This window comes from Alteromonas sp. G4i13 (genome assembly GCF_054960505.1).
The window spans coordinates 14,768-27,976 of the sequence record NZ_JBHNYX010000051.1 but is presented as its reverse complement, the minus strand read 5'-3'; the positions used below and the strand labels follow the sequence as shown (position 1 = coordinate 27,976).

General features: G+C 45.7%; 10 protein-coding genes. 7 read left to right on the top strand and 3 right to left on the bottom strand.

What is annotated here, in order from left to right; genetic code table 11:
• Nucleotides 1-93: 93 nt before the first annotated feature.
• Both pdeM and ACFI6J_RS18710 read right to left on the bottom strand, forming a co-directional pair.
• Entirely contained in the window at nt 94-798 is a 705-nt protein-coding gene (gene pdeM / locus ACFI6J_RS18715) for a ligase-associated DNA damage response endonuclease PdeM (RefSeq protein ID WP_462555662.1), read from the bottom strand.
• A 185-nt stretch (nt 799-983) separates the two neighbouring features.
• Nucleotides 984-3,590, bottom strand: a complete 2,607-nt coding sequence (locus ACFI6J_RS18710; RefSeq protein ID WP_462555659.1) for a ligase-associated DNA damage response DEXH box helicase — start codon at nt 3,588-3,590, stop codon at nt 984-986.
• Nucleotides 3,591-3,813: 223 nt separating this feature from the next.
• On the opposite strand from ACFI6J_RS18710, the gene ACFI6J_RS18705 reads away from it, so the two are divergent.
• The 5 genes from ACFI6J_RS18705 (at nt 3,814) to efpL (ending at nt 9,727) form a co-directional block, all read left to right on the top strand.
• Nucleotides 3,814-4,992: a DUF418 domain-containing protein gene (locus ACFI6J_RS18705; RefSeq protein ID WP_462555656.1), complete on the top strand. Its 1,179-nt coding sequence runs from the start codon at nt 3,814-3,816 to the stop codon at nt 4,990-4,992.
• Nucleotides 4,993-5,131: 139 nt separating this feature from the next.
• On the top strand, nt 5,132-6,073 hold the full coding sequence (locus tag ACFI6J_RS18700; protein ID WP_462555653.1) for a hypothetical protein: 942 nt from the start codon (nt 5,132-5,134) through the stop codon (nt 6,071-6,073).
• A 274-nt stretch (nt 6,074-6,347) separates the two neighbouring features.
• Nucleotides 6,348-7,364, top strand: coding sequence for a ligase-associated DNA damage response exonuclease (locus ACFI6J_RS18695; protein ID WP_462555650.1), 1,017 nt, complete (start codon nt 6,348-6,350; stop codon nt 7,362-7,364).
• Nucleotides 7,364-9,049, top strand: a complete 1,686-nt coding sequence (locus tag ACFI6J_RS18690; RefSeq protein WP_462555647.1) for a cisplatin damage response ATP-dependent DNA ligase — start codon at nt 7,364-7,366, stop codon at nt 9,047-9,049. The genes ACFI6J_RS18695 and ACFI6J_RS18690 overlap by 1 nt, the downstream gene beginning before the upstream one ends.
• A gap of 102 nt (nt 9,050-9,151) precedes the next feature.
• Nucleotides 9,152-9,727, top strand: coding sequence for an elongation factor P-like protein EfpL (efpL, locus tag ACFI6J_RS18685; RefSeq protein WP_014951071.1), 576 nt, complete (start codon nt 9,152-9,154; stop codon nt 9,725-9,727).
• Nucleotides 9,728-9,828: 101 nt separating this feature from the next.
• Here efpL and ACFI6J_RS18680 read toward each other — a convergent pair whose 3' ends face one another.
• The gene (locus ACFI6J_RS18680) at nt 9,829-10,797 is read right to left on the bottom strand and encodes a carbohydrate kinase family protein (protein WP_283648847.1); all 969 of its coding nucleotides are present in this window, start codon (nt 10,795-10,797) and stop codon (nt 9,829-9,831) included.
• A 285-nt stretch (nt 10,798-11,082) separates the two neighbouring features.
• Between ACFI6J_RS18680 and ACFI6J_RS18675 the strand changes: the two genes are divergently transcribed.
• Together ACFI6J_RS18675 and ACFI6J_RS18670 are read left to right on the top strand one after the other, a co-directional pair.
• Entirely contained in the window at nt 11,083-12,255 is a 1,173-nt protein-coding gene (locus ACFI6J_RS18675; RefSeq protein WP_462555641.1) for an ROK family transcriptional regulator, read from the top strand.
• A gap of 36 nt (nt 12,256-12,291) precedes the next feature.
• A complete protein-coding gene (locus ACFI6J_RS18670) occupies nt 12,292-13,209 on the top strand; it encodes a homocysteine S-methyltransferase family protein (protein WP_462555638.1) in 918 nt (305 codons plus the stop codon).

The following is a 13,209-nucleotide window of genomic DNA, read 5'->3' as shown; positions in this document are numbered from 1 at the left end:
ATTTTCCAAGACAAATTCAAGTCACAAAATGTACTCTGACCCCTTTTTCAATTCTACCACGGTGGAAATGTACTCTGACCCCATTTTGGTGGTTCATACTTTAAATATAATGTTGTCGTAGAGCATGAATACCTGTCGTGAGCGTTTGGGCAGAAGCGTTAGCATTACCTCTTCATCTATATCCAGCCCACCAGTGAACTGACCAAAGGCTGGCATCACAAATACATTTTCGTTGTTAGTAAAGCATTTGCCTGAGTATCGGCGGCGGGTAATAGTTGTGCGCTTTTTGGGATGATAATGGCCAATAACCTGAGCACGATTTTCACTCGTTTCTACTTCGTGTCTGAATACCATATTATCTAGCACTACTTCAAAACACGGCGTACCCGGTATGCCGTCGGGTAAATCTGGGTCATGATTACCTTCTACCCACATCCACTCGTTCACACTATCAACTAATCTGCATAAGTGCTGACGGTCATCAAAGGTCATGCGCGACATGCTGTGTTTATCGTGAAAGCTGTCACCTAAGCTGATTACTCGCAATGGCTTGTAATTATCGATGATACTTTCTAGTCGCGTTAACGTGGCAGTGGAATCTAAACTTGGCAATGGGTTCGCATAGCTGCGTAAATAACTGCCTTTTTCTAAGTGGAGATCAGACACTATAAGCCAATCGCATGCGGGTAAATACGCCACACCGCGCGCGTCTAACAGCCACAAGTAGTCTGCATATTTTGTGATAGTGATGTGGCGCTGGCTTACTTTTTCGGTCAACCAAGCATCGCTTATTGCCAAAATTTCCTCTTTTGTTCTTCGTTTGCGAGTTTTTATTATCGGTTTGAAACCGCTCGTTCATTTAGCGGGGCTACACTTCGTAGCTTGCGCATTCTGACCGCTCTAGTTTGTTGAGCAAGGAATCAGGCGTGAAGTACGTCGCCAAGGTATTAAAGCGAAGCCTAAAGGTCTTGTTTATCTTCACGTTATTCAACGCTAGCCCCTGATAGCAATGCGCGAACTTCATCTAACATGGTTTCAGCTTCTGCATATAAATTAGCTTGCTCGATGATAGCCTGTGCACCAGCGCCTTTCACTTGCTCACTGCGCACATCCAGTACTATAGGAATGGCCATTGGCGACGGTTTTTCAAGGTTTACCAATGTCACTGAATCTACGTAGCGAATAAGTAAATTAGCAAGTCGCCTTAAATCAAGTAGCTCACGTTCTGCATCGGCCCGCGCTACTTTAAGTAAGATATGGTCGCGGTCGTGTTCACGCAACGTATCGTAAATAAGATCCGTAGAGAAGGTGACCTGCTTCATGGTTTTTTGGCTGGCGTGATAGCGCTGTTCCGTCAGTCCACTCACCACCGCCACTTGCCTGAACGAGCGCTTAAGCATAGGTGCCTGTAACATCCAATCTTCTAGCTCGTCCCCTAGAATATCTGGCTGGAATAGCTGCTGGAGCTGCCCTTGTGTGATGGCGTTTACTGATGCTACCGATAATCCGTAATCAGTCACGCTGAAGCTTAAAGGCTTAATGCCCATTTTTTCCATTCGTCGCGTTAGCAACATACCTAAGGTTTGGTTCGCTTTGCGTCCGTCGAAGGTGTAGTACAAGGTATAGTGCGCCTGTCTAAACGGAAATTGTTCTACAAGCACGTTGTCAGGACTAGGCAATTGAGAAAACGCCTGTTGAAGTTTAAGCCACTCTTGTACCTGTGCAGGCAGTGCTCTCCACGATTTCTGAGAAGCCAAAATTGCCCTTACACCTTCCGCTAGATAGGTAGAAAGGGGCATTTGGCCACCTGCGTAGCTTGGTATTTTCGGCTCTTTCGCTTTTGCAGGCTTAGCGTGTAGTTGCATGTCGCGAATAGCCTCAAAACGCAATACTTCTCCTGCAAAGTAGAAGGTGTCTCCGGGCGTTAACTGCTGAGCAAAATACTCTTCTACTTCACCAATAATCTTGCCTTGGTTTCCTCTTCGAATACGCTTTACTTTAAGCCGACCCGCTTCAACGATGGTGCCGATATTTTGTCTGTGCCGTTGAATAACCCGCCGATTCGCTGGCGAGTAAGTGCCATCGTCGTTTTGTGTCAGGCGTTGATATCTTTCATATGCATTGAGCGCACTGCCGCCGTCTTGGGTAAATTGCCACAGTTTTGCGAAATCATCTCTATCGAGCCCTTGGTATGGCGTGGCGGTAAGTATCTCTTGATACAAGGTATCTGGGCTATCGGCCCTACTACACAAGCAGTTCAGTATAAATTGCGGGATAATGTCCAGTGCCCCTGGCTGTGGACTTTCCCCGTCTAGCTCCCCTTTTTCAATAGCGGTGATCGCCGCCTGGCATTCCAGCGCCTCAAAGCGGTTTGCCGGTACGAGCAACGCTTCACTTGGCTCGTCGAGCCTGTGGTTTGCCCGCCCAATACGCTGTAGTAATCGGCTCACGCCTTTTGGTGCGCCAACTTGAATAACCTTATCCACGTCCCCCCAGTCAATACCTAACTCCAAGGCCGACGTACATACAATTGCCCTCAGCATGCCGCTTGCCATCATGGCTTCGGTCTTACGACGCTGCTCTTTGCTCAAGCTGCCGTGATAAATGGCAATGGGTAGGGCTGCTTTATTTGCCTCCCACAGCATTTGAAATAGCAGTTCGGACTGAGCCCGCGTATTCACAAAAACCAACGTGGTTTTGGCATTTTCAATAGCTTGGTAAATATCATCAATAGCGTAGCGAGCCATAAAACCGCCAAAGGGCATGCGCGCTTTAGAGTGCAGCATTTCGACTTTCGGCTTTTCACCCGCTTTCACTTTTACAATATTGGCTGCACCGTCACTGCCAGCCAGCCAAGCGCCCAACGTCTCGGGAAATGCTACGGTGGCAGACAGCCCAATGCGCTTACAGTTTGGAGAAAGCAAGCTTAATCGTGCGAGAGCAAGTGATAAAAAATCGCCGCGTTTATTGGCCATTAAACTGTGCGTTTCGTCGATGATCACGCGTTTAAGCTTGCCAAAAAGCTTATCGGCATCGGCGTAGCTCAACATCAGCATGAGCGATTCTGGTGTGGTAAGCAGGATGTTTGGCGGCTTTTTACGTTGACGCTGGCGCTTGTGTGAGGGCGTATCGCCTGTGCGTGTTTCTGCCGTTATCGGCAGCGCCATTTCTTCAATGGGCTGTAACAAATTACGATGAATATCTTGCGTGAGTGCTTTCAGCGGCGATATGTAAAGGGTATGTAGGCCGTTGAAACCATCCTTTTCTTTTGCTTTTGTTGCCTGTTTATTTATTACTTTTGTTTCGGCTTGTTCACTGGTTCCGGTCTTCTTGACAAGCTCCTTGTTTTCCGACTTCTCGGCAAGTTCACTCGTACCGAATGCCTCAGCAAGTTCGCTGTTTTTCGACATCTCAGCAAGTTCAATTAGGCTAGGCAAAAAGCCAGACAGGGTTTTGCCAGCGCCGGTTGGCGCAATCAATAATGTACAGTCATGCTGGTCTTTCTCCACCAGCATGGTGTGTTGATAATCGCGTAGTTGCCAGCCTTTTTGTTCAAACCAATGGGCAAAGACTGAAGGAAGTGAAGTCATTGATGGTTCTTGTTAATACTTTTAGCACTTATACGGCAAAACCTTGGTTAGGTTTACTTGTCACGCCTTACGATAGATGCACAATGTAATCATCCTCAGCGCGTTTAATGTTTAGATACATTTTTAACTTCGACCTTATACATTTTCTTAGCGTAAACTTCAGCGCAGAGTTTTTGACCTTCTTATGCTTCACGAATTAGCGATTTTCTTACAAGGACCGTACATGCGAATTCATTCAATAGACGCCGTTAGAGGTTTAGCCATTCTTGGCATCTTATTCATGAACATTACGTTTCACCAAAACGGTTACGCTAACTATGCATTTTTTGAAGAGCCGCTATTATCAGACACGGTTATTTCACTTTTTAACACGCTGTTTTTGGATGGACGATTTCGCTCTCTGTTCTGCTTGCTGTTTGGTGCAGGTCTGGCAATTCAATTTGAGGCCTGTGAAAAGCGCGGACAACATTTCCTAGATTTCTCACAAGCCAGACTTAAGTGGCTGTTTGTATTTGGGCTACTGCATGGCGTATTTATTTTCAGCGGCGACATCTTGCTTTATTACAGCCTGTGCGCATTTTTTATTTTAAAACACTTCACGCTCCCTCAAGACGAACTCAAAAAGAAAAGTATTCATTACCTTATTGTGGGAAGCGCAATTATGTTAGTTGGTGGGCTCGTCATGGCGTTTGTGTTCAACATGGGGGCTGAACTGCCAACACGACCCAGTGAAACATTTAACGAAGAAGTGGCCTTGTGGCAAAGCGGCTATTTAACGCAGCTTGGTATTCAAGCATCGTTTATGCTGTCTACGGTTATTGTCGCGCCATTCACTATGCTGTGGCAGTCTATGGGGCTTATGATGTTTGGCGCTTACTTGTACAGGGCAGGCTTTTTCAATCACGGCTTCTCGTCACTGATATTTAAGAAGTTAGTATTGGTTGCTATCGTCACATCTATCATTACTGCACTCCCGCAATTTTTATTCGAACAGGTAACATTAGATGTGATTCCCATGTTCACTAGCATTCCAGCCATTTTCGGTGCTTTGGTATACGCTCACCTATTGATAAACATAAGACATACTGCGGCGTGGTGGTATCAGTCGCTTATAAACTGCGGCAAAGTTGCGTTCACCCTCTACTTAACCCAATCAATAGCACTCGCTGTGCTATTTCGCATCGTCATGCCCGCTTATTTTCCAAACTTTATTTACAGCGTAACGTTGCTTGATTTGCTTCTGGTCACCATTGCCTTCACCGCAGTACAAGTTATTTTGGCGAACGCCATTACTAAGCACTTCAACCAGGGTCCCTTTGAAGCCCTATGGCGAAAAATGTATTTGCGCAGTTTTCACAAAAAGCAAAAATTGAAACAGGACGAAATAGAGCAGCTCACCTAACACCATATGCTTGCATCTTGAAAATTGTGTCTATACTGAACGGTAAACGTAACCTAAATAAGTAGGCCTGCTAAGCTTTACTCAATGTTAAAGGTTAGCAGGCTCAATGGCTTTTCCTTAGCCATTGAGGTAAATAGGCATGATACAAAATCGACGTCGAGTAGGGCTATTTTCAATAGTAGCGGTGATGATAATTAGGCACATTTTCTGCCAACAAGCTTTTGGAAGTGTGTTGGACAGTGCGCAAACATCACAGCTCCCCCCTAGCAGTTACGAAGTTAAGATAGTCGAAAGTAGTGAGCTCGACTATGCCTCTCATGACTATTACTCTGCATTGCTTAAATTAGCGCTCAGCAAAACAGAAGACCCTATTAAACCAACATATCTCGTAGAGAGTAGCGGCAATTTGGTTCAAGAACGCGTTCTGCGCCAACTAAACCAAGAAGGGGGAATTGACGTGTTTTGGACAGTGACGTCAAAACTACGTGAACAGCAAGCCATTCCGGTGCGGGTTCCTCTATTGAACGGAATCATGGGCTATCGCGTCTCTTTGATCCGCCAAAGTACTCTACGTGAGTTTAACAATGTTCGTAGCGCGCCTGACCTAAAGCGGTTTGTTGCAGGTCAAGGTCACGACTGGCCCGATTTTCAGATTCTAGAGCACAACGGATTTACTACGTTAGGAACCAGTAATTACGACATTATCATTGAGCTTTTAAAGGCTGGTAGAATTGATTACTTTCCACGTGCGGCTCATGAGGCGGTGGTAGAGGCGAAATCGCTAAACGACCCAGACATTATCATAGAGCCTTCAGTTTTATTGTATTATCCGTCTTACATGTTTTTCTTCGTTTCACAATCGCAACCTGAATTAGCGCAGCGCATAGAACGGGGATTAAATATTGCTCGACAAGACGGAAGCTTCGCCGCGTTATTTGAAAAGTACATTAGTTTTAAAGATATTGAAAAAGCGCTGAAGCTTTCAGAGAGAACCGTACTCAAACTTAATAATCCACACCTCTCCGAAGCGACGCTAGAGGCAACAGCATCAGAAGCCCAACAACTTGAAGTTGTACAATAGGTAGCTCGAATAGCACGTTATAAGACTACAGCATCCTTATCAGTGTTACTTCTCATCAGGGAAAGTACTTCACTGATTCAACCACACATGTAATGTGGGAGACTTATAAAGTGCCTCTTCTGAAGCTGTATCCAAGTCCATATCTACTGCGACAAACCAAGTGCTTAAGCGCTTAACAGTTCGCAAAAATCCTCAACGAACGAATATCAAATGGTCGATTTTAGGCATTCACTACGTAGTAAGAGCATGATTTATTTCGTGGAAATTATGTGTAGTGCATCCATCAACATGGCTTAAAGCTGACGACACTGGCCTGTATTGCGAGCCGGGTGAATTCTATATTGACCCGATGAATGAAGTGGCCACAGCACTTGTCACTCACGGACACGCTGATCATGCGCGCGCAGGCCACCATAGTGTCTATGCCAGTGTAGAAACACTGGCCATTATGAAAACCCGCTACGGCGATGGAATGGCAACACACCAACACGCCATAACGCTAGGTAAGTCAGTGACATTTAATGACGTTGCGGTCACTTTTTTCCCCGCCGGACACATTTTAGGCTCTACTCAAATTCTTATCGAATATGCAGGTTATCGCGTTGTAGTTTCAGGCGACTACAAACGTCGCCACGATCCCACCTGCCCTCCGTTTGAAGTTGTCCCATGCGATGTATTGATTACCGAGGCCACTTTTGGCCTTCCTGTATTTAAACATCCACCTATAGAGCACGAAATAGAAAAGCTCCTTCACTCGTTACGTGTTTTTCCCGAACGATGCCACCTTGTAGGTGCGTATGCACTAGGGAAATGCCAGCGGGTTATTTTAGCGCTACGTGAAGCGGGGTACGAAAAGCCCATCTACTTACATGGTGCGCAGCTAAAGCTATGCGATTTATACGGAAAGCTTGGAATAAATCTAGGCGCTTTAATTCCTGTATCTGACGTCGCAGATAAGAAAGCACTGGCAGGTGAGATTGTATTGGCGCCCCCCTCGGCATTGGCCGACAGGTGGTCGAGAAGCTTACCCAATGTGCGCCCTGTTATGGCGTCTGGCTGGATGCAAATTCGCGCCCGTGCGAAGCAAAGAAATGCCGAACTACCGCTTATTATTTCCGATCACTGCGATTGGCCAGAATTATTACAAACCATTGAAGAAGTGAATCCCAAAGAAGTATGGGTGACCCACGGCAGAGAAGACGCGTTAATGTATCAAGCTGAAAAAATGGGGTTCAAAGCTAGGGCATTATCGCTTGTCGGCTACGATGAAGAAGAGCAAGGAGGCGACTAATGAAAGCATTTAGTAATTTGCTTGAGCAACTTTATTACACGTCGGGAAACAAAGCCAAAGCGCAACTCATTGCTGATTACATTGCCAACACACCTGACCCTGATCGTGGCTGGGCTATAGCCGCTATGGCCGGTACGTTGCGATTCGATTTTTTTAAGCGTAACACTGTGAAAAAGCTCATTACCGAACACACTGACTCTGCGCTTTTTGCAATGAGCTACGATTATGTGGGAGAGGTTAGCGAAACCGTGGCGCATTTATGGCCTTACAGTGAACCCACAGATAATCTTCCAAGTCTTACTGAAGTCGTAGAAATCTTTGCGTCTGTGAGTAAACAGAAGGTGTCGGAAACGCTAGCCAACTACCTGACGATAATGACCCCTGCACAGCGCTGGGCTTTATTGAAACTTGGCACCCGCGGATTGCGCATAGGCGTGTCGGCTCGCTCCATTAAACAAATATTAGCCGATTATGGCAATAAAGATATCAAAGAAATTGAAACCCTGTGGCACGCGGTTACACCACCCTACACCGACATGCTTGCTTGGTTAGAAGGCAAAGGTGACAAACCTGACATTGAAAATGCAGTTACTTTCCACCCCGTGATGCTCTCCCATCCTATTGAGGACAGCGATATTGATGCTTTTAAGGAAAAGACGTGGCAAATTGAAAACAAGTACGACGGTATTCGTGTTCAGCTTGCTGTTAAATCCGAGTCTTTTACCAGTAAATGCGCCACAAGAAAAGACCAGAACGATAACAAAAAAGGGCAAACAACAGATGAAGAGACGCCGGATAAGGCGCTTTTCTCACGCACAGGAGATGACATTAGCCATTCTTTTCCCGACCTACTTGAAACGGTAAAAGGAAATATGGTGCTAGACGGTGAACTACTGGTTATTCATAACGTAAAGGAAGATGCTTATGACGCTACGACTTCCCAGCCGAATGTCGACACATTCAATGCACTTCAGCAACGCCTCAACAAGAAAAAGCCAAGTAAAGCACTGCAAGCGTCTTCACCTGTTGGACTTATTGTCTACGATGCCTTAGTGCTAGATGGCAAAGATTTAACTGAGAAAACGTTGAAGGAACGTCGCCAGGCGCTCCACGAATGGTTTAACCACAACAAAAGCGAGCGATTATTTTTATCGGAAACCCTTTCTGCAAGCTCTCCTAAAAGCCTTCGTGAACTTCACGCCCACGTTTGTCAAAATCGCGCGGTGGAAGGGTTGATGATAAAGCGCTTAGATAGCAAGTACGTCCCCGGCCGTCCCAAAGGACAATGGTTTAAGTGGAAGCGCGACCCGCTGGTGGTTGATGCGGTAATGATGTACGCGCAGCGAGGACACGGGAAACGATCGAGCTTCTATTCCGATTACACGTTCGGTGCATGGGAAGACGACCAGCTTCTGCCAATAGGAAAAGCATATTCTGGATTTACCGACGAAGAACTTAAGAAGCTAGACAACTGGGTACGGCGCAATGCAGTGGGACGCTTTGGCCCTGTGCGGGAGGTAAAGAAAGATCTGGTGTTAGAAGTGGCTTTCGACGCGGTCCATCCTTCTTCGAGACATAAATCGGGTGTAGCGCTGCGCTTTCCTCGCATTCACCGCATTCGTTGGGATAAACCCGCCGCCGAAGCTGACACGCTAACCAACGTTAAAGCGTTAATCGAAAACTAACCACGTAAAAACACTTCCTAAGTAAGAAAAAATCGCTGAAAATGAAGTTTTACAGATGACCTCGGGCGGATTGCCTGAAGAGAACAAAAATAGGAAATCGCCATGCCGAAGGCTAGTGAAATCAAAAAGAATAACACCGTGGTATTTGACGGTAAGACCTGCATAGTTAGAGATATAGAGCGCTCTGTACCCCAAGGTCGTGCAGGTGGCAGCATTTATCGCATGCGCATGTATGACGTCGTCACAGGGGCAAAGTACGACGAAACCTTTAAAGACTCAGACACATTGGATATGGCTGATTTAATTCGTCGTCCGGCAATGTTTTCTTATGTTGATGGTGACGAATACATTTTCATGGATAAGGAAGATTACACGCCTTATCACTTGAACAAAGAAAGTATTGAAAATGAGGCGCTATTCATTAATGAAGACACCGACGGTATTCAGGTGGTTATCGTAAGTGAAGTGCCAGTAGCGCTAGATTTGCCAATGAGCGTAGAGCTTGAAGTTGTTGAGACAGACCCTTCTATTAAAGGCGCCTCTGCTACGTCTCGAACCAAGCCTGCCACGCTTTCAACCGGACTGGTTGTACAGGTGCCTGAATACATCAGCACTGGCGAATGGATTAAGGTAAACACCGAGGAGCGCAAGTTCCAAAGTAGAGCGGATAAGCACTAAGCAACCAATACATCAGCTGACGCCACCTTTGCCGGTGCGCAGCTATTGAAGAAAAAAGGGTTCATTTTGAACCCTTTTGTTTATCTTAAGATAATCGATACTTATTTAGCGATATTAGCCTGCGTTGGCAATGCGCTAAATGCACCATACTGCGTTACCGTGTAAGCACCACAGCGGATAGCAAATTCCGTAGCTTCGCTTACATTCTCGAAGTTCTCCGCCCATGCGTCGAAGTCGTCAGCGCTTTTCACTTTTGTAGATAGGAAATATAAGAAGCCACCAATAAAAGAGTCACCCGCTGCCGTCGTGTCTTTTACATCCATTTTAGGTGACGCTAACGTGCCGCTAAACGACTTGGTAATATAGTGAATAGGCTCACCACCATCGGTGACAAGCACCACTTTAACACCACTATCTAACCACTGCTGTACCTTTGTATCAGCATTTTCTTCGCCATATAGCTCTGCGAGTTCTTCTCGGCTAGCCTTTAAAACAGACACTTTCTTTGCAGCTTCATCTATACGTGACGGCGCATTCGCTGTGTCATCCCAAAACGCTGGGCGATAGTTAATATCCAAACACACCATCATGCCGTTTTCCTTCGCCTTGTTCAGAATAAACTCGGTACCAGGAATAAGTTCAGGGCCTGAAATAGAACCTGAGCAAAAATGAAGCACTGTATTTTTATCACAATCTATCGTCGACAAATCTTGCTCTGAAATATGTTTATGCGCGGCATTATCAACATAAAAATCAAAAGAGCGTTCGCCGTCTGCATCCAAGTTTACAAATGCCAGAGCCGTATTACCTTCATGTGTAGTCCACACGAAGTCAGTGTTTACTTTGTAGTGCTCTAGCATTTCTTTAAGAAACGCGCCAAAAGTATCGTCACCTACTTTCGAGACCATCGCACTCTCACCACCTAGCTGAGCTACAGCGACTGCCACATTAGCAGGTGCACCACCCGCGTAGGGCTGGAAAGGTTTCATTGCTGGTATGTTGCCATCTTTGGGCGCAGCACCTTGGCTTAACATATCAATTAGCACTTCACCTAAACATAAAATCTTCATACCAGCCTCACTTAACAGAATTTAAAAATTGCAGCTTACCTATGCACAGTTCGCGCAAGGTTAACGAATCGTTAATTAATTGGGGCATAGTATTGTCGAAAGAATCAATTAAATCAACCTAATTGATTTAACCTTTTGCGCAAAAATCAATGGGTGTGATAGGGTTGACGTAGTACTGTCGAATAAAGTTATGTCTGAACAAGTACCTACACCATTTCTTAAATTTGATACACGGCTAGGTTGTTATTACACTCTAGCTTCTTAAAACGATAGATTGTAAATACATTGAATACTGAATCGGCCTTTCACCTGCCATCACAAAAAGCACCTACATTGCTTGATAGCCGCTCAGCGAATGAACGGGATATCCTTACCCTAATTCGCCAACGTTCTTCATTGCCTAAAGCTGAAATAGCACAGTTAACGGGGCTGTCTGCACAATCAGCTACCGTGATCATTAAAAAACTAGAGGCTGACGGCCTAGTAAGGCGACTAAAGCCAATCAAAGGCGGAGTAGGCCAGCCCAAGGTGCCGTTTGGTCTCAATGAAAACGGCGCGTTTGGTATAGGGCTGAAAGTAGGTCGACGAAGTTTCGATATGACGTTACTCGACTTGAAAGGCAATGTAAGAGCAACACTTCACGAGAAGTTTGCCTACCCGACCGTAAGCAATCTGCTTACCTTTGCAAAACGTGCTTTCAATGTACTCATTAAAAATTTGGATACAGACCAACAGCGCCTAATCCGAGGTTTAGGCGTTGCTATGCCCTTCGAAATTTGGAGCTGGGCAGAAGAAGCTGGCGCCCCAAAAACTGAATTGGAAGAGTGGAGAGAGTTTAATCCACAAGCGGCGTTGGAAGATTTATTATCTCTGCCTGTTTTTATAAAAAATGATGCTGGGGCAGCGTGCAGCGCAGAGATGTCGTTCGGTAATCCCCAAAACTACAGTAGTTTTCTTTACATCTTTGTGGGCACATTCTTAGGTGGTGGCCTGGTACTCAATAACCAGTTAGTTAATGGAAAAACAGGCAACGCTGGGGCCATTGGCTCTTTGCCCTTTTACAATGGCAGTACACAAAGCCAGCTAATAACCCAGTCTTCACTTTATTTGCTGGAAAGAAAGCTAAACGACGCTGGGCACAACGGTCAGCATATTTATGAATCGCCATCCCACTGGTCTTGTGACACGCACTCAATAGAAGACTGGTTAAGCGAAACCGCCAGAGGGTTGGCCTTTGCGACTCAATGTGCAATGAGCTTGTTAGACCTAGACGGCGTAATCATAGATGGCGCAATTCCTGATGATGTCAAAAACGCATTGGTCGCGCATACGCAAGGCGCAATGGAGACGCTTGATATGCGTGGCCTTGCTCAGGTACACATAAGCGAAGGTCTTGTAGGCAGAAAAGCGCAATCCATTGGAAGTGCAAACCTAGCCCTTCAGGCAAATTATTACTAATCATCTAACATCTCAAAAGGTTTGGCTTTGGGCAGTATGAAAGAAGGAGTGCATGACATTTTAATTTTAGATGGCGGCATGGGGCGAGAGCTGAAAAAGACAGGTGCGCCCTTTAAGCAGCCAGAGTGGTCAGCACTGGCACTAATGCAAACACCAGAATTAGTAAGTGATGTGCACAAACGTTTTCTTGAAGCTGGTGCCTGCGTTATTACCACTAACGCCTATGCGCTTGTACCTTTTCATATTGGGGAAAATACATTTAGGGAGCAGGCTTTTACTCTCGCTCAGAATGCGGCCGAACTCGCTCGAGGTGCAGTAAACGCACTAAAGAGCGATGGTGACAAGAGGCGATTTGTCGCGGGTAGCGTTCCTCCAGCTTTTGGTTCTTACCGCCCGGATTTATTTGATGCGAGCCGTGTAGCCGACATTCTCACCCCGCTTATTAAAGCCCAGGAGCCCTATGTTGATGTTTGGTTGATTGAAACTGCAAGTTCGGTAGAAGAAGCTAAAGCCGTGGTGTCACTTATAAAACAGCACTCTTCACTGCCTATATGGCTGTCATTCTCCGTTAGTAATCGAGAAACATCTAACGAGCCTGTGACATTGCGCTCAGGTGAGCTGCTAAGTGAGATAGAGTCATTATTGAGCGAAGTACAGAGCGTACTTTTCAATTGCTCGCAGCCGGAAGAGATGGAAGACGCTATTTCAATAACGCGAAGTTTAAATGCTTCGATTAATATTGGCGCTTATGCAAATAGCTTTTCTGAGAGAAAACGTACACACGCGGCCAACGCGCTACTTTCCGAAATACGTGACGATATAACCCCCGCCCGCTATGTTGAATACGTTAAGACTTGGGTGGCTGCTGGCGCAACTATCATCGGGGGCTGCTGTGGTATCGGCCCTGAACATATTAAAGCCATCAGCGACGTTTTTGGTCAAGAAAAGTACTAA